The sequence below is a fragment of the Rhizobium sp. IY2 genome (assembly GCF_047532935.1).
GTDB classification, from domain to species: domain Bacteria; phylum Pseudomonadota; class Alphaproteobacteria; order Rhizobiales; family Rhizobiaceae; genus Rhizobium; species Rhizobium anhuiense.
The window spans coordinates 132,930-157,332 of sequence record NZ_JBLKNU010000002.1 but is presented as its reverse complement, the minus strand read 5'-3'; the positions used below and the strand labels follow the sequence as shown (position 1 = coordinate 157,332).

At 62.2% G+C, this 24,403-nt stretch carries 21 protein-coding genes and 1 pseudogene; 12 read left to right on the top strand and 10 right to left on the bottom strand.

What is annotated here, in order from left to right; translation table 11 throughout:
• The first annotated feature begins 48 nt into the window (after positions 1 to 48).
• Positions 49 to 633, top strand: coding sequence for a cysteine hydrolase family protein (locus ACMUVN_RS09460; RefSeq protein WP_028757428.1), 585 nt, complete (start codon positions 49 to 51; stop codon positions 631 to 633).
• Between the two features lie 68 nt (positions 634 to 701).
• Here ACMUVN_RS09460 and ACMUVN_RS09455 read toward each other — a convergent pair whose 3' ends face one another.
• From ACMUVN_RS09455 to ACMUVN_RS09435, 5 genes are read right to left on the bottom strand one after another with little or no spacing between them, the layout of a single operon-like run.
• Positions 702 to 1,559 carry a transporter substrate-binding domain-containing protein gene (locus ACMUVN_RS09455; protein WP_028757427.1) on the bottom strand — a complete coding sequence of 286 codons (858 nt, stop codon included), beginning with the start codon at positions 1,557 to 1,559 and terminating at the stop codon, positions 702 to 704.
• 36 nt (positions 1,560 to 1,595) lie between these two features.
• The gene (locus ACMUVN_RS09450) at positions 1,596 to 2,378 is read right to left on the bottom strand and encodes an ABC transporter ATP-binding protein (RefSeq protein ID WP_047612131.1); all 783 of its coding nucleotides are present in this window, start codon (positions 2,376 to 2,378) and stop codon (positions 1,596 to 1,598) included.
• Positions 2,375 to 3,115: an ABC transporter permease gene (locus ACMUVN_RS09445; protein ID WP_097622449.1), complete on the bottom strand. Its 741-nt coding sequence runs from the start codon at positions 3,113 to 3,115 to the stop codon at positions 2,375 to 2,377. Before ACMUVN_RS09445 ends, ACMUVN_RS09450 begins: the two co-directional genes overlap by 4 nt.
• Positions 3,115 to 3,834: an ABC transporter permease gene (locus ACMUVN_RS09440; RefSeq protein WP_028757250.1), complete on the bottom strand. Its 720-nt coding sequence runs from the start codon at positions 3,832 to 3,834 to the stop codon at positions 3,115 to 3,117. Before ACMUVN_RS09440 ends, ACMUVN_RS09445 begins: the two co-directional genes overlap by 1 nt.
• A complete protein-coding gene (locus ACMUVN_RS09435) occupies positions 3,831 to 5,255 on the bottom strand; it encodes a M20 family metallopeptidase (protein ID WP_097622652.1) in 1,425 nt (474 codons plus the stop codon). The genes ACMUVN_RS09440 and ACMUVN_RS09435 overlap by 4 nt, the downstream gene beginning before the upstream one ends.
• Before the next feature lie 177 nt (positions 5,256 to 5,432).
• Between ACMUVN_RS09435 and ACMUVN_RS09430 the strand changes: the two genes are divergently transcribed.
• From ACMUVN_RS09430 to htpG, 10 genes and pseudogenes are all read left to right on the top strand, one after another.
• A complete protein-coding gene (locus ACMUVN_RS09430) occupies positions 5,433 to 6,068 on the top strand; it encodes a GntR family transcriptional regulator (protein ID WP_028757248.1) in 636 nt (211 codons plus the stop codon).
• Positions 6,069 to 6,382: 314 nt separating this feature from the next.
• A pseudogene (cysC, locus tag ACMUVN_RS09425) lies at positions 6,383 to 7,074 on the top strand (adenylyl-sulfate kinase); the annotation flags it as partial.
• Positions 7,071 to 7,808, top strand: a complete 738-nt coding sequence (locus ACMUVN_RS09420; RefSeq protein ID WP_047612118.1) for a sulfotransferase — start codon at positions 7,071 to 7,073, stop codon at positions 7,806 to 7,808. The pseudogene cysC and the gene ACMUVN_RS09420, both read left to right, overlap by 4 nt.
• Positions 7,809 to 8,112: 304 nt before the next feature.
• Complete coding sequence (locus ACMUVN_RS09415) at positions 8,113 to 9,123, top strand: LacI family DNA-binding transcriptional regulator (RefSeq protein ID WP_183902872.1); 1,011 nt, start codon at positions 8,113 to 8,115, stop codon at positions 9,121 to 9,123.
• A 46-nt stretch (positions 9,124 to 9,169) separates the two neighbouring features.
• Positions 9,170 to 10,462, top strand: a complete 1,293-nt coding sequence (locus ACMUVN_RS09410; RefSeq protein ID WP_414815168.1) for an ABC transporter substrate-binding protein — start codon at positions 9,170 to 9,172, stop codon at positions 10,460 to 10,462.
• Positions 10,463 to 10,533: 71 nt separating this feature from the next.
• Entirely contained in the window at positions 10,534 to 11,466 is a 933-nt protein-coding gene (locus tag ACMUVN_RS09405) for a carbohydrate ABC transporter permease (protein WP_414815034.1), read from the top strand.
• A complete protein-coding gene (locus ACMUVN_RS09400) occupies positions 11,459 to 12,352 on the top strand; it encodes a carbohydrate ABC transporter permease (RefSeq protein WP_028757242.1) in 894 nt (297 codons plus the stop codon). The genes ACMUVN_RS09405 and ACMUVN_RS09400 overlap by 8 nt, the downstream gene beginning before the upstream one ends.
• A 2-nt stretch (positions 12,353 to 12,354) precedes the next feature.
• Positions 12,355 to 14,055: a beta-fructofuranosidase gene (locus ACMUVN_RS09395; RefSeq protein ID WP_063475771.1), complete on the top strand. Its 1,701-nt coding sequence runs from the start codon at positions 12,355 to 12,357 to the stop codon at positions 14,053 to 14,055.
• Positions 14,056 to 14,068: 13 nt separating this feature from the next.
• On the top strand, positions 14,069 to 15,115 hold the full coding sequence (locus ACMUVN_RS09390; RefSeq protein ID WP_063475770.1) for an ABC transporter ATP-binding protein: 1,047 nt from the start codon (positions 14,069 to 14,071) through the stop codon (positions 15,113 to 15,115).
• 351 nt (positions 15,116 to 15,466) lie between these two features.
• Positions 15,467 to 17,359 (top strand): molecular chaperone HtpG, encoded by a 1,893-nt coding sequence (gene htpG, locus ACMUVN_RS09385; protein ID WP_097622445.1) that lies wholly within the window; start codon positions 15,467 to 15,469, stop codon positions 17,357 to 17,359.
• A gap of 153 nt (positions 17,360 to 17,512) precedes the next feature.
• Here htpG and ACMUVN_RS09380 read toward each other — a convergent pair whose 3' ends face one another.
• From ACMUVN_RS09380 to ACMUVN_RS09360, 5 genes are all read right to left on the bottom strand, one after another.
• Positions 17,513 to 18,427 carry an SMP-30/gluconolactonase/LRE family protein gene (locus ACMUVN_RS09380; RefSeq protein ID WP_097622444.1) on the bottom strand — a complete coding sequence of 305 codons (915 nt, stop codon included), beginning with the start codon at positions 18,425 to 18,427 and terminating at the stop codon, positions 17,513 to 17,515.
• A 14-nt stretch (positions 18,428 to 18,441) separates the two neighbouring features.
• Entirely contained in the window at positions 18,442 to 19,392 is a 951-nt protein-coding gene (locus tag ACMUVN_RS09375; protein ID WP_047612104.1) for an ABC transporter permease, read from the bottom strand.
• Positions 19,389 to 20,336 carry an ABC transporter permease gene (locus ACMUVN_RS09370; protein ID WP_414815033.1) on the bottom strand — a complete coding sequence of 316 codons (948 nt, stop codon included), beginning with the start codon at positions 20,334 to 20,336 and terminating at the stop codon, positions 19,389 to 19,391. The genes ACMUVN_RS09375 and ACMUVN_RS09370 overlap by 4 nt, the downstream gene beginning before the upstream one ends.
• Positions 20,333 to 21,784 (bottom strand): sugar ABC transporter ATP-binding protein, encoded by a 1,452-nt coding sequence (locus ACMUVN_RS09365; RefSeq protein ID WP_063476234.1) that lies wholly within the window; start codon positions 21,782 to 21,784, stop codon positions 20,333 to 20,335. Before ACMUVN_RS09365 ends, ACMUVN_RS09370 begins: the two co-directional genes overlap by 4 nt.
• Positions 21,785 to 21,856: 72 nt before the next feature.
• A complete protein-coding gene (locus ACMUVN_RS09360; protein WP_063475766.1) occupies positions 21,857 to 22,873 on the bottom strand; it encodes an ABC transporter substrate-binding protein in 1,017 nt (338 codons plus the stop codon).
• Positions 22,874 to 23,153: 280 nt separating this feature from the next.
• On the opposite strand from ACMUVN_RS09360, the gene ACMUVN_RS09355 reads away from it, so the two are divergent.
• Entirely contained in the window at positions 23,154 to 24,392 is a 1,239-nt protein-coding gene (locus ACMUVN_RS09355) for a sensor histidine kinase (protein WP_028758885.1), read from the top strand.
• The last annotated feature ends 11 nt before the right edge of the window (positions 24,393 to 24,403 follow it).

Sequence of the window (24,403 nt, the reverse complement as noted above, 5' to 3'; positions counted from 1 at the left end):
TTTCGCCGCGCACGGCGGTTGACGCCCGAAGACCGGATGGAGGATCTGATGGGCGAGGTCGGGGAGTGGCGGCACCTTTGCGTCGACATGCAGCGGATGTTTGCCGAGGACACGCCGTGGCACGTTCCCTGGATGGTGCGGATCTCTCCGCAGATCGAAGAACTGGCCGGGCGGCATCCGTCCCGAACGATCTTCACCCGCTTCCTGCCACCCGAGCGCGCCGACGACATGCCGGGGAAATGGCGGGATTATTACCGCAAATGGTGGATGATGACGGGCGAACATCTTCCCCGCGGCTTCATCGATCTGGCCTCGTCGCTGGCAGCACTGGTTCCGCCGGCAAGGCACTTCGACAAACGCACCTATTCCCCCTGGATCGACGGCCGCCTGCATCCGATCCTTCAATCGGAGCAAGTCGACACGCTTGTCATAACAGGCGGTGAAACCGATGTCTGCGTGCTGGCCACGACGCTCGGTGCGATCGATCTCGCCTATCGTGTCATCGTGCTGAAGGACGCCGTCTGCAGCGGCGCCGACGATACGCATGACGCGTCACTGGAACTCCTGCACGATCGGTTTTCCGTGCAGCTCGAACTCATGGAGACCGAAGAATTTTTGGGGGTCGTTACATAGGGCGCTTGGGCGCCCACGGTTGCCCGGCGAGGCTGTTCGCCGGGCTTGAGGTTTGAAGGATCAGCCGTTCACTTCGGTGTCACGTCGAAGCCGAACCACTTTTCCGACAGCGTCTTGATCGTGCCGTCGGCCTTTGCCGCGCCAATCGCGTCGTTGAACATCGCCTTCAGCTTGGTGTCGTCCTTGCGCAGGCCGACGGAGCTGCCGCGGCCGAGGAAACCACCCTGGAAGCGCGGACCGGCCGTCGTCATGTCTTCATTGCCCGGCTTCTGCGAAGCGGTGGTGAGATAGGCCATGGATGCCATCACCAGATCGACGCGGCCGGCCTTGAGGTCGAGGTCGTGCTCCTCGGTCGTCTTGTATTCGCGCACCTCAAGCACACCCTTGAGATATTTATCGACGAAGGCGGCGCCGGTGGAGGCGGTCTGCACGCCGATCGTCTTGCCCTGCAGCATCGGCTTGATCTTGTCGATCTCGGCGATCGCCCCGGCTTCGTTGCTGCCAAGCGAAAAGACCTCGCCCTTTTCCGGCAGGTTGACAAGGTCGCTTTCCCTGGAGGTTGCGAAGGCCTGGCCGGTGGAGCCGTAGGAATCGCTGAAGGCGATCACTTCCTCGCGCTTGGCCGTTGCCGACATGCCGGAGATGATGGCATCGAACTTGCCGGCATTGAGCGCCGGGATCATACCGTCGAAGTTCTGCACGACGATCTTGCACTCGACCTTCATATGGTCGCAAAGATATTTCGTCAGCTCGATCTCGTAACCGTCGAGCGTGCCGTCCGGCTTGGTGAAGTTGTAGGGCTTGAAGGCGCCTTCGGTGGCGATCGTCACCGTCTTCCAGGTCTTGTCTTCCGCATGCGCCGTGCCTGACAGGGCCAGTACCGCGGTAGCCGACAGGGCGGTCAGAACCCGTGAAATGAATGTCATGTTTTGCTCCCCTTTTCTTCGTTTGAGCTGATGGAATTATTGGCTGATGAACTGCCGGAAACGATCCGACTGCGAATGGGCGAAGACATCCTGCGGCCTGCCGTCTTCCTCGACGACGCCTTTGTGCAGAAAGACGACGCGGCTGGAGACATCGCGGGCAAAGCCCATTTCATGGGTGACGACCAGCATGGTGCGGCCTTCTTCTGCCAGCGCGCGCATGACCCGCAGCACTTCGCCGACGAGCTCCGGATCCAGCGCCGAGGTCGGTTCGTCGAACAGCATCACCTTCGGCCGCATCGCCAGGGCGCGGGCGATTGCAGCGCGCTGTTGCTGGCCGCCGGAAAGATGCGAGGGATAGAAATTGCGCTTCTCGGCAATGCCCACCTTGGCAAGCAGGGCTTCCGCCTCTTCGATGCATTCGCTCCGGGAGCGGCCGAGCACATGAACCGGCGCCTCGACGACATTTTCGAGCACGGTCTTGTGGGACCAGAGATTGAAGCTCTGGAAGACCATGCCGAGCTGCGAACGGATGCGGTCCACCTGTCTGCGGTCGGCCGGCCGACTGCCGCCTCTCGCGTCGGGAAGCATGCGGATCGTTTCGCCGGCGACGGTGACTTCCCCGGAATTCGGTGTCTCCAGCAGGTTGATGCAGCGCAGGAAAGTGGATTTTCCCGAACCCGAGGAGCCGAGGATCGACACCACATCGCCTTCACGAGCGTCGAGCGAGATGCCCTTGAGGACTTCGACCGGGCCGAAGCTCTTGTGCAGATCCTTGACGCTGAGCGCGATCGGGGAAGGGGAAGCATTCGCCGCTATCATCGGGCGTTTCCTTCAAGTGGAGATACGGATGTCGCAACCGGATGGTATGGAGCGGGCTGGCGCAAATGCGGGCTCAGCCAATATTCGGCGAGATGGACGAGACGCGTCAGCAGGAAATTGATCGTGAGATAGATGGCGCCAGCGACGATGAACACTTCGATCGCCCGATAGCTTTCCGAAATGATCCTGGCGGCAACGCCGGTGACTTCCATCAGCGTGATGATCGAGGCGAGCGAGGTGGCCTTTACCATGGCGATCATTTCGTTGCTGTAGCCTGGCAGTGCCTGGCGGATGGCAAGTGGCAGGACGATGCGCCGGAACTGCATCAATTGCGGCATGCCGCAGGCGCGCGCGGCTTCGATCTGGCCGAAGGGCACCGACAAAAGCCCGCCGCGGATGATCTCGCCGGCATAGGCGGCGGTATTCAGGGTGAGCGCCAGGACCGCGCACCAGTAGGGCTCGCGCAGGAATGGCCAGAGGAAACTGTGGCGCACCTCCGGAAACTGGCCAAGCCCGTAATAGATCAGGAAGATCTGGACGAGCAGCGGCGTTCCGCGGAACACGAAGACATAGGCACGGGCGAACCATTCGAGCACGATGATGCCGGAAAGCCGGCAGAGGGCGAGGCTAAGCGCCAGAACGGCGCCGAGCGCAATCGAGGTGGCGGCAAGTTCCAGCGTCAGCGGAATGGCGGAGATGAGGCTTACGAAGGTTTCGAACAGGAATTGCCAGTCCATCAGCCCCTCCTGACGCCGCGCGAGAAGTGCCTTTCGGCGCGCCTGAGAAAGAGGCCGGAACCGGTGGAGATCATCAGATAGATCGCCCCGGCAATGACGTAGAAGTCGAAGGGAAGGCCCGTCGAGCCGGCCGCCACCTGCGTCTGCCGCAGCAGCTCGGCAACGCCGGTGATCGAGACGAGGGCGGATTCCTTCAGCACCACCTGCCAGACATTGCCCATCCCCGGCAGTGCGTGGCGAAGCGTCAACGGCGCAATGATGCGACGAAAGCGCAGCAACCGGCCCATGCCGCAGGCAATCGCCGCCTCGATCTCACCCGCATGCACGGCCTTGAAGGCGCCGCGAAAGATTTCGGTGAACTGCGCGCCCGAGGTGACGCCGACGGCGAGCGACCCGGCAAGAAAACCCGGAAAACCGAGAAAACCCTCGGCGCCCAACAGCCGGCCGACAGCCGTGACGACGGCGCTGCCGCCGAAATAGAAGAGGTAGATGACCAGGAGATCGGGGATGCCGCGCAGTACCGTCGTATAGGCATCGGCGGCGATCCGAAGGCTGCGACCGCCCGAAATTTTCGCCCAGGCGCCGAATGAGCCGATCACGGCGCCGATCGTATAGCCGGCCAGAGCAATCAGTATCGTCATCCACGCGCCGGCAAGCAGCGCCTTGCCCCAACCATCGGAGCCGAAGCTGATGAGCTCGAGGATGCCGGGCTGGCTCATGGCACCTGCCTTTCCGGCAGCGGCGGGTGGACATCGTCCGGGATCGGATTGACGAAGGGCATGCCGTCGAGGCGCTCCTTGAGATCGGCCTTGGCGGCCTCGATGAGGCCGGGATTGCAAATCAGCTCTATGGCCGTGCTTGCCATGACCTTGGCCGCATGTTCGGTGCCCTTGTGCGCCGCCGGAAGTTTGCCCTGGGCAACCAGCTGCCAGGAGTGGCCGGAGGTGCCGATGGCATAGGTCGCGCCACGCATCTGCACGGTTGGCACGACCCAGCTGACGCTGCCGACATCGGTCGAGCCGACGATCGTGCTGTCACCGGCATAGAGCGGGAAGATCTCTTCGCAGAGCGATTGATCCTTCTTCCGCCTCAGGCCGAAGCGCGCATAGGAAGAGGCGATGTCTTCAGCGCTCATCGTCGCCTGAAACTGGCGGGCGGTGGCGCGGTCGGCGTCGTCGAAAACAGGGGGGCCGAGGCGCTGAAGGTTGGCAAACATCAGTTCTTCGAGCGGTGCGTTGCCGACCAGATTTGCATCGCCGCTGATGACTTCGCTGCGCACTGACGTCTCGGTCATCAGCGCAGCGCCTTCGGCGACCTTCTTCACGCGGGAAACGAGCGACAGCAATTCCGGCAGGTTGCGCGCACGGATGAGATACCGGACGGTGGCGCGCGCCTGCACGACATTCGGCGCCGAACCGCCGGTGTCGGTGACGGCATAGTGGATGCGGGCGGTCGACGGCATATGCTCGCGCATATAGTTCACGCCGACATTCATCAGTTCGACGGCATCGAGCGCGCTGCGGCCAAGATGAGGTGTCGCCGAAGCATGCGAGGCGCGCCCGGTGAAATGGAAATTGAGCTCGTTGCAGGCGAGCGAAACAGGAGTGTTGACGCCGGCAAAGGCCGCCGGATGCCAGGAAATGGCAATGTCGACATCGTCGAAAACGCCTGATCGAACCATGAAGCCCTTCGAGGAGCCGCCTTCTTCCGCCGGGCAACCGTAATAACGAATGCGGCCCTTCAGGCCGTTTGCTGCCAGGAAATCCTTGACCGCGGCTGCCGCCAGCATCGAGCCGGCGCCGAGCATATTGTGTCCGCAGCCATGGCCATTGCCATTCGCCGTGACTTCGCGCTTTTCCGCGACACCCGCCTCCTGGCTCAAGCCCGGCAGGGCATCGAATTCCCCGAGGATGGCGATAACAGGACCGCCTTCGCCGGCTTCACCCATGACGGCGGTCGGCAGGCCGGCAATACCGCGCTCGACGCGAAAACCTTCGGCTTCGAGCTGGCGCGCATGCTCCGCGACGGAGCGGTACTCCTCGTAATTCGTCTCCGGCATGTCCCAGATCCGATCGCTCAGCGCAAAGAAGGTCTCGCGCTTAGCCTCGACGATATCCCAGACGGCTTCGGTGTTTTTCATGGCTTTCAAAACGGCTTCGATTCGCATAGTATCCAAAATTGGCGCCAATTTAGGATACAAAATTTTTCTGCGCAATCCGTATGCATGAATAAATTTTGGACATTTTTCTAAGACGTTCGAACGCCTACAGAAATTCGATCGGGCGTGTTAACGGTGATGCGAAACAGGGGATTTGGAATGGCAGACGTCGTGATGGACCAGCAGCAGGCGGCTTCCGACACGCGCGATGTGACGGACCTTGTCCTTCAGGACATTCTGGCCGGCGTGCTGTTGCCGGGAACCTGGCTGAAGCAGATCGATCTGGAGCGGCGCTACAATTGCACCCGCCCGGAAGTGCGCCGCGCGCTCGATCGCCTCGCACAGAAGCGGCTGGTCGAACATGTGCCGAACCGTGGCTACCATGTCTACGAGCCGGATGGCCGCCGCGCCCGCGAGGTCAGCGAGATCCGCATCATCCTCGAAACGGCCATTGCCGGAACGATCGTGCAGAATGCCTCGCCCGAGGACATCGACACGCTCAGGACGCTTGCCGAGCATTTCGACCAGATGGTGCTGAACGGCACGATGTTGGAGCTCTACGAGGCAAACCTCGCCTTCCACCGCCACCTGCTTGTCCTCGGCGGCAATCTGGAACTGGTCGACCTGATCACCGAAATCCGCCAGCGCACCTCGTCTGCCCCGGTATCCCAATGGCGCACCCGCGCCCGTATCGAGCAATCCGGCCGCCAACATCACATGATGATCGACGCCATCGCCGCTGGCGAAGCCGAGCGGTTGCAGGAACTCGTCCGGCAGCATATCCTTCAGAATTGAAAGGGCTTTTCTGACTGCTGCAGAGAACGGTTTACCGGGGTCGAAAATCGACGCCGTGGTACACAATGGGCCGCTTCCCTCACGCCCCGCGCTACCAAAGATCGCTATTGCAATTGGGTAGCTTCTTATTTATAGTACCTAAAGGTTCTGTAATGCGTTCACACCTCCCTTATCCATCATAGAGGAGCGCCCGTGATCACAAGCACGTCAACATCCGCCGCCACGTCATATCTTTGGTCGTCCATCTCATTTCGTCTTGAACACCGGATCGAGGGCGGAAGCTGCAGCGTGAACGCCATCATGGCAAACGTAACGCCTGCAATTTCATTCTGATCGACCGATGGCCAATCTGACTGTCGGCGCCGCTATGATCGATCTTTCCCTGCGTCGAACGGAAAATATTCGTTGGCAGGCGCTTGAGGTTAGCCGCAAGTCGCGTGCGGCCCTGCTGAATCAGCGACCAGCCGTCGTTTGGCTTACCGGGCTTTCAGGATCCGGCAAGTCGACCATTGCCAATAGTGTCGAGAAACTGCTCCACGGCAAAGGGCGCTCGACTTATGTGCTGGATGGCGACAATATTCGCCACGGTCTCAACCGCGACCTTGGCTTCACCAATGAGGACCGCATCGAAAACATCCGCCGCGTTGCGGAAGTGGCCAAGCTGATGGCCGATGCAGGCCTCATTGTGCTCGTCTCCTTCATCTCGCCGTTCCGTGCAGAACGGCAGCTTGCCCGCGAGATGATGGAAAAAGGCGAGTTCTTCGAAGTGTTCATCGACACACCGATAGAGGAATGCGCCAAGCGCGATCCGAAGGGACTCTATAAGCGCGCGATCGCCGGCGAGATCAGACACTTCACCGGAATCAGCTCCCCCTATGAGCCGCCAGAGAATCCGGAGCTCTGTCTTCGCACGGTGGGTTCCGATCCCGATCAGCTTGCCATCCAGATCGAGACATTGCTCGACGCCCGCCCTCAGCGGAGCGATTGCACAGGAGATGTTTTTTGAACAATTTATTAGCAAGGCATATTGCTGAAGCTCGAAGCGCCCTTGCATCCAGACGGAGTTTCAACAAGGTATTCGGGATAGGCGGTCACAAGACCGGGACGACGACTCTGGCCGACGTTTTTACGCTCTGCGGCCTGAAAGTCGGAAATCAGGTTGAGGGCGAGTTGACAAGCTACTCGGCTCGCCGGGGAGATTACAGTAAGCTCATTGCTTATGTGCAAAATGCCGATGCTTTTCAGGACAGTCCGTTTGCCGAAAGCGAAGTTTTCATCGCCCTCGACGCGCTCTTCCCCAACTCGCGTTTCATCCTGACGGTCCGAGATCCGGAAGACTGGTTTCGCTCCCAAATGCGTTTTACGGCCAAGCGCTTTGGCCTCGCCGACGGCAGCCAGATAACCAAGGAACATATCCAGCAAGACCAATATATTTTTAGGGGGTACTGTGCGGAAGCCCATGCCTACGCCTTCCTGATGCGTACGCCTGACTACAAGTTTCATTCACTTTTCGACATCGGCGAGGATGCGATAGAATGGGAGAAACTCTTCGATAAAGACGAGTATATCCGGGCCTATCTGACCAGAAACGAGTTGATCAGACGGTTTTTTCGCGGCCGGCCACATCAACTGCTTGAAATTGACATGACCACGGCCGAGACGATCGAAAATATCGCCGAGTTCCTGGGGCTTCCGGAAAGCCTGTCCAAGCTGCCGATGCCACATGCAAACAAGACGTGACATTCCCGAGATATGAATGCTGTATGGCAGAGAGGAAGCGGCGGTCACGTTTTGATCTGCGTTGTGGGGCAAATGCCAGGCAAATGACTGACAAAGCCCCGCCTCGCCGACCGCTATTCGTTCCTTTGTCGTTCACGGCGTCGCCAACTGCGCCACTGCAAGCAGCGTGTCGGCGCTGGTTGTCGAGGAGATCGGTAAGGATTGATGTCGACAGATAGGTGTTCGGAACGCCGAGCGTGCGCATTAAAGCCGCTTGACAAAACGCGTCCGCCGCCACTATTGGGTAATCGATCACCCAAGGAGGATGGTGAGGATCGTGGCAGTATCGCTTTCTGACATCGCGGAACGTGCGGGCGTCTCGGTGAAGACGGTTTCCGGCGCATTGCACGGCGGCTCCGCCCGCATGTCGGACGATACGCGCCAGAAGATCAAGGCCATCGCGGAAGAACTCGGCTACGTGACCAACTTTGCGGCGCGTGGCGTGCGTCAGGGCTGGCTGCCGCTGGTCGGCGTCGTCTCCGACGGCCTCATCACTTCGCCCTTCGCCACCGAGATCGTGCGCGGCCTCGACGGAGCGGCCCGCGGCGCCGGCATGGCGGTCTTTGCAGTCAACCACAGCAGCGGCCAGTCTATCGGCTCGGTGCTCGACGAGGTGCAGCAGTTTCGGCCGCGCGCCATTGCTTATGCCGCCATGTACCACAAGGAGGTGGCGCTGTCGGACAGGTTGGCGGGCACGGTCGGCGTCATGATCAACTGCCGCGAGGCGGCCGGCCGCGTCACCGCGCTGGTGCCGGACGAAGAGGGCGGCGCGCGGGAGATCGTGCGTTATCTCCTCGCCGCCGGCCGACGGCGCATCGCCTTCATCAACCTGCCGGGCATTCTCGCCGGCACGCTGCGCGAGATGGGGTTTCGCGCGGCGCTTGAGGAGGGGGGCATCGACCCCGTCGGCGTGTTGCCGGCAGTGCGCCGCAGCGTCTACAGCGACCGCGCGCCCAGCCTTGTTGCCTCTCATGTGGAGGCGCTTCTGAAATCCGGTCAACGGCCTGATGCCATCCTGTGCGGCAATGACCGCGTGGCGATGGAAGTCTATGCGGCGCTTGCCCGCGCCGGCCTTCGCATTCCGGATGATATCGCGGTGGCAAGCTTCGACAACCAGGTCGAGCTTGCCTCGCGGCTGGACCCGCCATTGACGACGATGGCCCTGCCGCACCGCGCAATGGGCCGCCTTGCCATGGAGATCCTCCTGGCCGAGCAGCCCGAACCGCCGCATCTGCGGAAACTGCCGTTCCATCTGGTCGAACGGGCATCCGTCTGAACATCGAATAGTGTCTAACAGGAGGAGAATATCAATGAAGACTTCGATGGGTAATCGTTTACTTTCCGCGCTCTTCGCGTCCGCCGCGCTGGTCGCAACCGCCGGTTTTGCCGAGGCGAAGACCGTCATCCACGTTATGCACCAGGGCGATCCCGGCTGGGTGAAGGCCTATGGCGACGTTGCCGCCCGCTTCGAGGCCGCCAATCCCGATGTCGACATCGAGATGATCTACGCGCCGCATGATGCCTATAACGAAAAGTTCAGCGCCGCCGTCATGGCCAAGCAGCTGCCCGATATCATGGAGCTCGATGCTCCGTTCCTCGCCAACTATGTCTGGTCCGGCTATCTGCAGCCCGTCAAGCCGCTCATTGACAAGGATCTGCTCGATGACATGACGGATTCGAATATCGCCCAGGGCACCTATCCGATCGACAAGGACCTCTATGCGCTCGGCCTCACCGACTCCTCGGTCGTGCTCTACGGCAACAAGAAATATCTAGAAGCCATTGGCGCCCGCATTCCGAAATCGGTCGACGATGCCTGGACCCGCGAGGAGTTCGAAGGCTATCTCGAGAAGCTTTCCAAGCTCGAAGGCGTGAAGTGGCCGATCGACACCTTCCGGGGTTACGGCATCAAGACCGAGTGGATCACCTATGCCTACGGCCCCCTGCTCGAAAGCGCCGGCTGCGACCTGATCGACCGCAAGACCTGGAAGGCCAGCGGCACGCTCGATGGCGAGGCCTGCGTCAAGGCGCTGACGATGATGCAGGACTGGGTGAAGAAGGGCTGGGTGGTACCGTCGTCGTCGGGCACCAACCAGTTCTACGCCGAGGGACAGCCGGCCGCACTCGCCATGGGCGGCCACTGGTTCTACGCCGAGGCATCGGCAGCGATGAAGGACAATATCGTCGTCATGCCGCTGCCGAAGATCGGCGACAAGGGCGTGAGCCCGAACGGAACCTGGATCTGGGGCATTTCCGCAACCTCGGAAAACCCTGAGATCGCCGGCAAGTTCCTGAGCTTCCTGCTGAAGGACAAGGAGTACCGGGAGTACGCCAAAACCCAGTCCGCCTATCCGGGCCTGAAGAGCTTCGCCGCCGCATCCCCGCTCTATGCGGAAGGCGGTCCGCTCGCCATCGCCTTTGAGCAGGCTTCCAAGACCGCGATCGCCCGTCCGCCGCACCCGGCCTATCCGACGATCACCTCGGCCTTCATGCAGGCCGTCGACAAGATCTTCAACGGTGGTGACGCGCAGGAAGCGCTGACGGCCGCTGCCAAGAAGATCGACGAGGATATCGAGGACAACGCCGGCTACCCGCCCTTCGACGAGCAGCAGTAAGAGGTTTTGACGGGGCCGGTTCTCGGGCCGGCCCTACACCATCTCCGGACGATACCGATGAGGAGGAAACAGTGACTTTGCAACAGACCTCCACGCCCGCTTTGCGGCGTCCGGCAAGACGCCGCGACACGCAGCGGCTCTGGCAGGAAATGGCGATGATCGCGCCTGCCGTTCTGCTTCTGACGATATTCCTGATTACGCCGTTCCTCTTGTCCTTCTGGACGGCGATGACCAACCAGCCGCTCGTGCCGCGCCCGACGCCGGTGCGCTTCGTCGGCCTCCTGAATTTCCAGCGCGTCTTCACCGATCCGTTGTTCTGGACCGCGCTGTGGAACGTTACGCGCTTCACCATCTGGGTGCTGCCGGTGCAGTGCGGCCTCGCCTTCCTGACCGCGCTGCTCTTGCATCAGAAGCTGCCGATGCAGAACCTGCTGCGCGGCCTGTTCTTCCTGCCGGCGATCACCTCCATGGTGGTGGTCTGCGTCATCTGGGGCACGCTGTTTCAGTATCCGAGCGGCCCGCTCAACCAGATCGTCGGGTTCCTTTCCGGCGGCACGATCCAGCCGATCGACTGGCTCGGCGACCCCAACTGGGCGATGTTCTCCATCGTGTTGCTTTCGGCCTGGCAGGCCTATGGCTTTCAGATGATCATCTATCTCGCCGGCCTGCAGGGCATTCCCGAAGAACTATACGATGCCGCCCGCATCGACGGGGCAAGCGCGCTGCGCCGCTTCTGGCACGTCACCATGCCCGGCCTTCGCCCGACCCATGTCTTCGTGCTTGTTATCACCACCATCCAGGCCTTCAAGCTCTATACGCAGGTGGCGATCCTCACCCAGGGTGGCCCGAAGGAAAGCACCGAAACCGTTGTCCACTACATGGTGCGCGCCGGCTTCGAGGAGCAGAAACTCGGCTACGCATCGGCCGTTTCCGTCATCCTCTTCGTCATCGTTCTTCTGATCGCGCTCCTGCAACGCAAACTCCTGAGGCGCTTCGATGTCTGATATCGCTTTGAGCCAGCCAGCCCCGCTGGCAATCGCAACGGGCAGCGGCAAGAGAAGCCTGCGCATCGTGCAGAGCCTCTGCATCCTGGTCATCGCGCTGGTGATGATCTCGCCGCTGTTCATGTTGCTGATCGCCAGCCTGAAGGACGACCGCTTCCGCATCCTCGCCGACATGGGCAGTTTCCGCGCCTTCTGGGTCAGCGACCCGACGCTGTCGAACTACAAGGAGATCGCCCATTTCTCCGGCGAGCTGGCCTATGGCCGATATCTCTTCAATTCGCTGGTGATCCTCGTCGCCACAGTCGTCTCGGGTCTGGTCATCAATTCCATGGCGGGCTTCGTTCTGGCCTGGGGCTCGCTGCGCGGCAAGGCGGTCCTCTTGGCGCTGGTCGTCGCGCTCTATGTCATCCCGCAGGAAAGCATCATCATGCCGCTCGTCGTCATGATGTCGCGGGCGGGGCTGACGGATACCTTCGCGGTGCAGATCCTGCCCTGGGTGGCAAGCCCGCTCTATGTCTTCCTCTTCTACCAGTTCTTCGCGCAGCTGCCGAAGGAACTCTATGAAGCGGCGGAAATGGATGGCGCATCGGCCTTCCGCATCTACCGGTCGATCTACATGCCGCTCAGCCTGCCGGCGCTCGCCACGGTTTCGATCCTCATGGGCATCGAAAGCTGGAACCAGTATCTCTGGCCGACGCTGGTCACCCAGACCGACTATGCTCGGCCAATCGCCGTCGCCATCGCCACCTTCTTCGGACAGGACAGCATCTACTGGGACCGCGCCATGGCCGCCTCGGTGCTGATGATGATCCCGGTCCTCATTCTCTATCTGGCTTTCCAGCGCTGGTTCGTCAGTTCATTCGTCGGCTCCGCCGTGAAAGGTTGATTATGTCTCTGCAGGCCAAGTCCGAAACGTCAGCACCTGAAACCATCGAAGCGGCGCTCCCCGAAGGCACGGTGCTGCATCTCTGGCTGAAGGCGCGCCATGCCGGCGGCGAGGCGAAGCTCTTCGTCGCCGCTGATGGCAACGACATCGGCGAGCCCTCGACCCGCCACACGGGGGAATTTGAATTCTTCGCTGTGACGCTCGCGAAAGGCGGTTGGGCTACGCTGTCCTATGATGCGGCAACCACAGCGCTCTCCGTCGCTTATGCCTTCCGGCCGGAAACCGTGATGAAGGAGGGCATCAGCGTCCTGCACAGCGATGCCCGCACCACCGCCCCCGACGTGCCTGACAGCTATCACTTCCGCCCGCCCTTCGGTTGGATGAACGATCCGAACGGTTTTGGACGGTTCGGCGGAAACGCTCACCTCTTCTACCAGCATTATCCGCATGAGCCGCGCTGGAACACCATGCACTGGGGCCATGCCGTCTCGAAGGATTTCGTCCGCTGGACGCATCTGCCCATCTTCCTCTTCCCGGCGGCGCATCTATCGGAAAAGGACGATGGCCGTGGCGGCGCCTTCTCCGGCTCGGCGATCCCCTGCACCGGCCCGGAAGGCGCGGAAATCCGCGTCTTCTACACCGAGCATGTGCGTGACCGGCAACCGGAAGAGCAAGTCCAGCTTTCCGCCGTCAGCCGCGACGGCATCGTCGCCGGCCTGCCGGAAACCGTACTGCCGCTGCGCCCGGAAGGCTTGAACCTCACTACCGATTTCCGCGACCCCTATGTCTTCAAAGGCCCGGACGGCCGCTGGAAGATGCTGCTCGGCAGCCGCGACCGGCAGGGCGGCGTCGTGCTGCTCTATGAAACCGCCGACGCGCAAGGCGCCGTTGGCTGGACCTTCCTCGGCATCATCCATCGCGAGGACGGTTTCGGCATGACGGCGGCGGAATGCCCCTGCATGGTGCCGCTTTCCGGCAAAAACGGACAAACCCGCTGGGCGCTGATCTTCGGTCTGCTCACCAGCCGCGACCCGGCTACCGGCCGCCGCAACCTCACCTCCGTCACCGTCGGCAGTTTCGATGGCCGCACCTTCACGGCGGAGTTCGAGCAGGAGTTGGATTTCGGTTCGGATGCCTATGCCTTCCAGGCCTTCGTTGACGACGACGAGCCGGTCGGCATCGCCTGGCTCGCCAACTGGACGGATTTTTCCAAGAAGGACGATTTCCCGACGGCCATGACCCTGCCGCGCCGCGTCCTTCTCGACGGCGACACCGTACTGACCCCGCCGGTCGCAGCCGTCGACAGCCTGCGCCATCAGTTGCTGGACGACAGCGCGCTTGCCGCCGGCAAGACCGTGCCGCTCGGCACCGGCGCCGTCGAGATCACACTTGATCTCACCGAGCCGGGCGCCGCCTTCAACCTCACCTTCGATCATCCGGATGTCGATCTCGGTGTGAAACTCGATGCCGATGGTCTGGCGATTGTCTTCGACGCTCGCACCGATAAGCCGCCGCCACGTTACATCGCCACCGGCGCCAAACCGTCGAGCCTGCGCATCTTCCTCGATGCCGGCTCCATCGAGGTCTTCGCTGACAACGGCCGCTGGACGGGGGCCAAACGCATTCCGGGCTTTGCCGCCGCACGTTCGGCAACGCTCACCGGCGCCGTCGCCGAGGCCGGCGTCTGGCAATTGAAACTGTGAGGGAGGACAGACAATGGCATCGGTAGCAATCGACCGGGTTCTGAAGCAATACGGCGCGGCCTCCGTTATCCACGGGGTTTCCGCGGATATCGAGGATGGTCAGTTCGTCACGCTCGTCGGGCCGTCCGGCTGCGGCAAGTCCACGCTTCTGCGCATGCTGGCGGGGCTAGAGGATATCAGCGGCGGTGAAATCCGCATCGACGGCCGCGTCGTCAACGACGTCGCGCCGAAGGAGCGCGATATCGCCATGGTGTTCCAGTCCTACGCGCTCTATCCGCACATGACGGTGCGCGAAAATATGGGCTTTGCCCTCAAGCTGCAGGGGCGCGACAAGGCGACCATTAACAAGCTGGTGAGCGAAGCCGCCGGCATTCTCGCACTTGAACCCCTGCTGGAGCGCCTGCCGAAACAGCTTTCCGGCGGCCAGCGCCAGCGCGTCGCCATGGGCCGCGCCATCGTACGCCATCCGAAAGTCTTCCTGTTTGACGAGCCGCTGTCCAACCTCGACGCCAAGCTGCGGGTGACCATGCGCAGCGAGATCAAGGAGCTGCATCAGCGCCTTGGCACGACCATCGTTTACGTCACCCACGACCAGATCGAGGCGATGACAATGGCCGACAAGATCGTCGTCATGCGCGCCGGCCGCATCGAGCAGATCGGCAAGCCGCTCGATCTCTACGACCGTCCGAATAACACCTTCGTCGCCGCCTTCATCGGCTCGCCGTCGATGAACCTCTTCGAGGGTGGCGTCAGCGACGGCGGCTTCCGTATCGAAGGCGGCGTTTCCCTGCCGCTTCCGCCGCAATTGAGCCAAAGCGCGGCGCGCACCTACGGCATCCGCCCGGAAGACCTCGACATTGCTGAGACAGGCATTCCGGCCACCGTGCTGACTGTCGAGCCGACTGGTGCGGAGACCCATCTTTCGGTGCGTGTCGGCACGCAGACGGCAACCATCGTGCTGCACCAGCGGGTCGATTTAAAGCCCGACCAGCAAATTCACCTCGCGCCCAAATCCGAGAAAATCCACCTCTTCTCCGCCGAAGGCAATCGGATAGACTGATCCTCCGGCGCCTCCCGCTGAGCCGCGTCCGTCATTTGACGGGCGCGGTTCGGTTCCGGTACCATCCAGCCTTGCGTCTTGGTTTTGGGTGTTCGGCCCTTCAGTTGATCGAATGGACCAATTGCACGGCGATCTGTTGCCACAGTTCGAATCTCTTCAAGAGCGACGATGTCGGGTTCAAGGTAAAGCGCTCGCGGGTCTCGCGCGCCATCGCGCAGCGGCGCGAACTGGTAGGCTCACGGTGCAGGATAGGCCATCGCTGGCGACCGATAAGTTACCCGCCGCCACCGCTTGACAATTACCGGCACAAAAACCATCTGACGCCCGGTTTCTGCGAAATGGGGATTATCGATGACCACGGTACAAGAACGGCAGCCTGAGCAACATGCATTCGAAGCTGACGTCAGCCGGCTGCTGCACATGATGGTGCACTCGGTTTATTCGGACAAGGACGTCTTCCTCCGAGAGCTGATTTCCAACGCGGCGGACGCCTGCGAAAAGCTGCGTTACGAGTCGATTTCCCGGCCGCAGCTCTCGACAGATGGAGCTCAGCCGGAAATTCGGGTCACGCTCAATGATGAGGCTTCGACCCTTGTGGTCGAGGATAATGGCATCGGAATGAGCCGTGACGAGATGATCGACGCGCTCGGCACGATCGCGCGGTCTGGAACTCGCGCTTTCATGGAGCGGCTGGAGGCGGCCAAAGCGGGTGAGAAAGCCGAGTTGATCGGCCAGTTCGGCGTTGGTTTCTATTCTTCGTTCATGGTTGCCGACAAGGTCGATGTAATCTCCCGGCGCGCCGGGGAGGAGCAAGCCTGGAAATGGTCGTCCGATGGCAAGGGCAGCTATGAGATCGTGGCTGTTGACCTCAGCGAAGCGCCCGTCACGGGAACGCGTGTCGTGCTGCATCTGATGGACGACGCAAAAAAATATACCAGCAAATGGACGGTCGAAAAGATCATCCGCGACCAGTCCGGCCATGTGCCGGTTCCCATCCGCCTCGCGGAGAAGGAAGGTGCCGAGGCTTCTCAAGTCACCGATGGTGCGGCGCTGTGGACCAAGCCCAAGAGCGAGATATCAAAGCAGGATTACGACGATTTTTATCGCGGTGTATCCGGCCAGTACGACGAGCCGCTGACCAATATCCATTTCCGCGCCGAGGGCCGCCATGAATATACGGCGCTTGCCTTTATACCCGGCTCGCAGCCGTTCGATCTTTTCGATGCAGATCGTCACGGTCGCATGAAACTCTACGTGAAGCGCGTCTTCATCACCGATGAAGCAGAGTTGCTGCCACGCTATCTGCGGTTCGTGCGAGGTATCGTCGATACGTCGGATCTGCCGCTGAACATCTCGCGCGAGATGATCCAGGATAGCCCGATCCTTGCCGCCATCCGCAAAGGTGTCACCAGTCGCGTGCTAACGGCGCTGGAAAAGATGGCCGAGGGTGATGCCGAGACGTTCGGCAAATTCTGGGATCTATTTGGGGCAATCGTCAAGGAGGGGATCTACGACGATTTTGAACGCCGCTCCCAGCTGCTCAAGCTGTCTCGTTTCCGCAGCACCGCGTCGAGCGAGGCAACGCGCAGTCTGGCCGACTACCTGCGTGACATGAAAGAAGGGCAATCGGCGATCTACTACATCACGGGCCTTTCCCTTGATCAACTGAATGCATCGCCACAGCTCGAAGGCTTCCGCGCCAAGGGGATCGAAGTCCTCCTGCTCACAGATTCCGTCGATAGCTTCTGGACAACAAATGCCCGGGACTTTGAAGGCAAGCCATTCAAATCGATCACGCAGGGCCTGTCCGATCTGGACGACATAGCCGGCAACGATGAGGGCGGCGACAGCAAGCATGAAGCCTCTCCGGAAGTTGCCGCGTTTATCGACTTTGCTCGAGGTTTCCTTGGGCAGGAAGTCGCCGATGTCCGCGTCTCTGGCCGATTGACCGAGAGTGCGGTTTGCCTTGTCGCCTCTGAACATGGCCCGGATCGACAACTCGAGAAAATACTCCAGGGGGCAGGCAGGCTACAGACCGCATCGAAACCGGTCCTCGAGGTCAATGCGCAGAGTAGTCTGGTGAAGGCCATCGCCGCGATGAAAGATCAGGCCTTTCGGGAAGATGCTGCCTGGCTTCTCCTCGATGAAGCGCGAATCTTGGACGGCGACAGGCCGACCAACCCGCGCGCGTTTGCTGAGAGACAAGCCAGGCTTTTCGCATTAGCGATGGCGCAGAACACATAGTCGCCTGATATTATCGGGCCTCGGGCGATCGCCTGAGGCCTCGTCATATGCTGGTGAGGTTAGAGATAAGGTAGTAGCCTAAAACAAAGAACTGGCTAGCCGCGAACGTTGTCACTGAGGGTCCGCGGTTCGAATACGGTCGAGGCCAAACCCTCACGGCATCTGAGCCCCACTCACAGCAACGTACACCGCATAAACAGACCGTGTTGCCGCAATAAACAGCCGGTTGCGTCTCGGCCCGCCGAAGGTGAGGTTGGCGACGGTTTGGGGGATGCGGATCTTGCCGATCAGTTTGCCTGTGGGGTCGAAGCAATGGACGCCATCGGCGGCACTCGACCAGAGGTTCCCGTTCATATCGGTGCGGATGCCGTCCGGGATGCCGGTGTCGATCTGGCAGAAGACGCGGCCGTTGGCGAGGCTTGCGCCGTCGACCACGTCGAAGGCGCGGATGTGGCGCGGCAGGTTTTCGTCGTGGCTGGCTGCCGAATCCGCGACGTAGAGGATCGTCTCGTCGGGCGAGAAGGCAAGGCCGTTCGGCTGGGTAAAATCGGTGACGACGGCGGAAAGCGCGCCGGTCGCCGGGTCGAGCCGGTAGACGTTGCGGGTCGGCTGCTCCGGCACGGCGCGATAGCCTTCATAGTCCGACATGATGCCGTAGGTGGGATCGGTGAACCAGATCGAGCCGTCCGATTTCACCACCACGTCGTTCGGCGAATTGAGCCTGGCGCCCTCGAAACGATCGGCGAGCACGGTGATCGAGCCGTCGACCTCGGTGCGGGTGACGCGGCGCGTCCCATGTTCGCAGGAAATCAGCCGTCCCTGCCGGTCGCGTGTATGGCCGTTGGTGAAGTTGGAGGGCTGGCGGTAGACGGAGACGCCGGCCTCCGGCGTCCATCGCAGCATGCGCTGGTTGGGAATATCGCTCCATAAGAGCTGGTTCGCATCATTGAACCAGACGGGCCCCTCCGCCCACCGGCAGCCGGAATAGAGTTCGTCGAGACCGGCGCTTGTGACGATCAACTGCCGGAAGCGCGGGTCGTGAATTTCGTAGATGCTGGCCTCGGCCATGGCGGTCTTCCCAATTATCGCATGCCGGCCCGGCGGCCGCCGGCGAGCATGATGACGCTGATGATGATGAGGCCGGTCATGATCAGGCGGATGCCCGCGCCGAGCCCGTAGGTGTTGAGCATGGAGACGACCAGGAACATGAAGAGCGATGCGCCCCAGATGCCCGGAACGTTGGAATCGCCGCCGGCGACCGCCGTGCCGCCGATCACGACGACGGCGATCGACATCAAGAGATATTCCGAGCCCATGTTGAGCGCCGCGCCGCCGGAAAAGCAGGCGAGCAGATAGCCCGCGACCGAGGCAAGAACGGCGCAGAAGAGGTAGGTGACGAAACGCGTGCCGTCGACCGGAATGCCGGCCATGCGGGCTGCCGGCATGCTCTGGCCAATCGCCGAGATCCAGCGCCCATAGATGGTCTTCTCGAGCAGGAACCAGGCCAGCAGCGAGATGAGGAGTGCGACGATCGCCACATTCGGCACGCCGAGCGTGTGCGACGTGGTGAATTCCGCCAGCATGCTCGGCGGCTTGATGCGCAGTCCCCGGTTCGTCCAGATCGCGGCGGACTGCACGATGAAGCTCATGGACAGCGTGGCGATGATCGGCGGAATGCGCAGCGCCTTGATGAGCGCATAGTTGCCGAGGCCGACCACGAGGCCGATGACGATGGCGACGAGAAGACCGGGCAGGATCATGCCGTTTTCGACGTTCATCAGCTTCAGCGCCACCGTGCCGGCAAGCGTCATGGTGGCGGGAACCGAGAGGTCGATATTGCCGGGGCCGAGCGTGATGACGAACATCTGGCCGATGCCGACGATGACCGAGAAGGCCGCGAAGGTGAGGGCTGCCTGCGACAGGCCGAGCGTGCTGGCGCCGAGCGTCACCATGATCGTCAGGAACCAGACGATGAAGGCGGCAAGCCACGACCAGATCCAGGGTTTGCGAAAGAGGCGAAGGAGAGGGGTCATCGGCGCTTCTCCCGCTTTTCCAGGCGGTTCAGCATCAGACGAAGTGCGAGCACGATGATCAGGATTGCGCCCTGAGCCCCGATCTGCCAGTCCGGCGAGATCCGCAGGAAGGACAGGAACGAGCCGGCGAGCGTCAGCGTCAGCGCGCCGATGACGGCGCCGATCGGGGAGACGCGGCCGCCGATGAACTCACCGCCGCCGAGGATCACGCCGGCGATCGACAGCAGCGTGTAGCGCAGCGCGATATTGGCATCGGCCGAGGTGGTCAGGCCGACAAGGGCAATGCCAGCGAGCACCGCAAAGAGGCCGGCAAGCCCATAGGCGGCAGCGCGCGCCACGACGATCGACCAGCCGGCGCGCTCGACCGAGCGCTGGTTGCCGCCGATGCCGCGCATCAGCACGCCGAGCGAGGAGCGCATGACGAGGAGATGGGCAACCACGGCGATGACGATGCTGGCGACGATCGCCATCGGCGCCAGCGGCGGCTTGACGGTCATTAGCCAGCGTACCCAATCGGGCGCCTGTCCGCCCGGCGCCGGCAGCAGCAGTACGGCAAGGCCGCCCCAGACGAAGCTCATGCCGAGGGTCACGACGATGGAGGGCAGGTCGCGCAGATAGATGACGACGCCAAGCGCCGCATAGGTTGCGATCGCCCCGGCAAGAATCAGCACGCCCATCAGAGGCGCATCCCGCAGGAAGGTCGCGGTGACGCAGGCGACGAAGCTGACGAATGTGCCCATCGAGAGATCGAGATCGTTCACCGCCATCACGATCATCTGGGCGATCGTCGCCAGCGCGATCGGCACAGCCAGGTTGAACAGCAGGTTGAGTCCGACATAGCTCATGGCGCGCGGCTGCAGCCAGAAGACGGCGGCAAGCAGTAGCGTCAGCGACAAGGCGGGAATGGCAAGACGCATGGCGTCGGACGACAGCCGGACCGTCATGCGGCGACCCCTTCGAAGGAGGCGGCGATGATATTCTTCTCGTTGACGGCGTCGCCGGCGAGTTCGGCCGTGATGCGGCCTTCGCGGAAGACATAGACACGGTCGCAGAGGCGGACCTCGTCCATTTCGGTCGAGTACCAGATGAAGGTCCGGCCATGCGCCGCTTCCTCGCGGATAATCGCGTAGACCTCCTGCTTGGTGCCTACGTCGACGCCGCGCATCGGATCGTCCATCAAGACGACAGGCGCGCGTGTCGCCAGCGCCCGGGCAAAGAGCACCTTCTGCTGGTTGCCGCCGGAAAGCGACAGGATGCGATTGTCCATATCGGGCGTGCGGATCTCGATCCGCCGCTTCCAGTCAGCGCCCTTCGTCTCCTCTTCGCCCGCGCGGATGAGGCCGCGCCGGGAGAGGTCACCGAGCGAGGCGATGGAGAAATTACGCAGGATGCTCCACAGCTCGAAGACGCCGTTGAGGCGTCGGTCGCCGGCGACAAAGGTGACGAGCGGATCGCGCTCCGGCAGCCAATTGCCGGATTGGGCGGCATGCAGGGCGAGCAGCAGCTCGGTCTGCCCGTGGCCGGCCAGACCCGCCAGTCCGATGATCTCACCCTTGCGCGCCGCAAAGGGCAGGCCTTTCGCCTGATGGGAGAGAATGAGCGGGGCGGTGGATTGTTCGCGCGCCGAGCGCTGCTTGGTCTCCTCCTTCGCAACGGTGCCCATCGCTTCCACCAGGCCGTGATGGTCGAAGCCCTGCGCCGGGCGCTCGGCGACGACACGGCCGTCCTTCATGACGACGATGCGATCGGATGTTTCGAGGATCTCGTGCAGGATATGCGAGATGAAGATGACGGACCCGCCCGTGGCGATGAAGCGGCGGACATGATCGAGCATCTGCCGGGCAAGGCTTGCATCGAGCGACGAAGTGGGTTCGTCGAGGATCACCAGACGCGGCGCAATGCCGGCGTCGGAAAAGGCCATTGATATCTCGACCATCTGCCGCTCGGCGATCGAAAGATCGCCCACAGTCCGGCTGCTGTCGATGCCGTGGCCGGGAAAGACGGCATCGAGGCTTTTCTCGATGATCTCTGCGGCGCGCCTGCGCCAGCCGAAGCCGCCGAGATGGCGATGCATGATACGCGTGTTCTCGACGATCGAAAGATTTGGGCAGAGCGATAGCTCCTGGAAGACGCAGCGCACGCCGCGGGCACGCGCCGCGTTGATACCGTAGCGCTCCAGCCGCTCGCCGTCGCTCGCCACGCTTCCTTCGTGCGGCGTGAGGCCGCCGTTGATCACGCTGACGATGGTGGACTTGCCGGCGCCATTGTGTCCCACCAGCCCGACGCATTCGCCCGGCATGACGCGGAGGGTCACGCCGTCGAGTGCCCTGACCGCGCCGAAGCTCACCTTGGCGCCCTCGACGGCGATCACCGCCTTCAAAACCTCATCCATGCTGCCCGCCATGCCTGCTTCGCAAAGAATGCCGCGCGGCCAATTGCGGCCGCGCGGCAGTCGCCGGGAGATTTACTTTGCCGACTCGATGACCTTGATTGCGTCCGCCTGCGTGTATTCCACATTGGCGACGCCGCCGGCCTGGGTATTGGCGAGGTTGGTTTCGAGATTGTCCTGGTCGATGCGCAGGAAGGGCACGACGAGGTCCTTCTTCACCTCTTTGCCGTCGAGGATCTGCTGCGCCACCCAGAATGCGAGCGTCGAGACGCCGGGCGCGATCGACACAGACATGGTCTCGTAGCCCTTCGCGTCCTTCTGCTCCTTCCACCATTTCAGCTCGTCTTCGCGGTTGCCCATGATGATGATCGGCATCTTCCGATCGGTCGCGGCAATCGCCTGTGCGGCGCCATAACCGTCGCCGCCCTGCGTCACCACGCCGGCGATGTCGGGCAGGCTCGGCAGAATGCCGGCAACAGCCTTCTGCGCCACGTCCTGCGCCCAGTCGCCGTGAACGGAGCCAACAATCTTGAACTGCGGGAATTGCTTGACGCCCTCGTGAATGCCGGCCGAGATCTCGTCATCGACGAAGACACCGGCAAGGCCGCGGATCTCGAGCAGGTTGCCGCCGTCCGGAATCTTCTTCGACAGGTACTCGACTTCGCTGCGGCCCATTTCCTTGAAGTTGACGGCGATCCGCCAGGCGCAGGGTTCGGTCACGATGCCGTCGAAGGAAACGACGGTGATGCCGGCGTCGCAGGCTTCCTTGACCGCACCGTTCAGCGCCGTCGGCGAGGCGGCGTTCAGCACGATGGCGTCATAGCCCTGCAGGATCATGTTCTGGATCTGCGCGGCCTGCTCCGTCGCCTGGTTCTCGGCGGTGGTGAAGGGGTCGGCTGCGGCAACGGTGCCGGCCTTCACGGCCTCGCCCGTCACCTTGCCCCAGCTCGTCAGCATGGCCTGGCGCCACGAGTTGCCGGCATAGTTGTTGGAAAGGGCGATTTTCTTGGCCGACGTGTCGGCAAAGGCGGAAACGGGCATCGCGGCGCAAGCAATAGCGGCCGATGCCAGAAGCATCTTGCGGATTGTCATGTCTTCCTCCCTGATGATCGCGCCGGCGGCGGATCGCTTCACTCCTGCCGGCCCAATCGGGCCCGAGTGAAAATTGTTCTTGCACTGAGCTTCCTCCTCTCAGTAAGGGCAGGATGCGGGAGATCGACCGGCCTGTACAGTGGCAAGGCGGCAAGTCGTTTGCGGGTTTTGCGCAACAAGCTGCGGGTTTACGCAAGACGGCGGCCCTTCCGCGGGCGCTTACTGGGAAGGGATCGCTGCGGGTCGAGGAGCCTGCTGCCATCTCGGGGAGGAACTGACGATGCTGCATCTTTCACCCGCAGTCATGTTCGACCACTATCTCGGCATTTCCCGGCTGCTCGCGGGCCAGCTCGACTTCCGCTCGGCTATCCGTTCCGTCGCCGCCGAGGTCGCCCATATCATCCCGCACGACCATCTCGATGTCTGCGTGCTGCTGGAGGGCGGCAATTACCACACGGCCTACGAGACGGGGATCGAGACCGCCTGGGGCGATCTGGCCGGCGCGCCCGTCGTCAACAGCCCCATCCGCTCGCTGCTCCGGGGCGAGGTGGACTTTCTGCTGGCGGACGACGCCATGACGGATCCGCGTTTCCACTTCGAGGGTGCGTTCAAGCGGCCGATCGTCGAACAATCGCTGAGGAGCCGCCTGCATGTGCCTATGAAGGTGCAGGGCACGATCATCGCGGCACTGTCCTGTTCGTCGCACCGGGCGGGCGTCTATACGATGGAGGATATTGAACGCGCCCGCATCATCGCCGACCTGCTGACGCCCTATTTCTTCGCGCTGCAGGCGGCCGAGCAGGCGCAACGCTCGGCCATCGTCGAGGCCGAAGCCCGCGCCCGCGAGGAGGGATTGCGGCAAGGTGCGCTGAAGCTTACCGAAGCCCTGGAGCAGGAACGCCAACGCATCGGCATGGACCTGCACGACCAGACGCTTGCCGACCTGACGCGGCTTGCCCGGCGGATCGATCGGCTGTCGCGCAACGGCGAAGTGGCGTCCGAGGCACTGGAGCCCGTTTCCCGTTCGCTCCAGCATTGCATGCAGGATCTGCGGCAGATCATCGAGCAGGCGAAACCCTCGGTGCTCCAGCTCTTCGGCCTCGCCCAGGCGATCGAGCATCATCTCGACCGGTCGACCCGCGACACCGGATCGGCCATCGAATGGGGCCTCGTCGACGAGACCCACGGCGCGTTGGAACGACTGGAGCCGACCGTCAGCGTCGCGCTGTTTCGCATCGCCCAGGAAGCGATCAACAATGCGGTGCGCCATGCAGCTCCGCTCACCGTCACGGTGCGGCTCGAGGCCGACGACGAACGGCTGTCGATCGAAATCTTTGACGACGGAACCGGGCTCGCCAAGGCGCGGGGACGGATCGGCGGCGGCATCGACAATATGAAGACCCGGGCGCGGCTGATTTCGGCGCGCTTCACGACCGGGCCTGGCCACAACAATCGCGGCACCGTGGTGCGTGTCGTGCTGCCGCTTGGCCCACATGACCCGGCGAACGGGCCAAACTGAGGAGAAGGGCA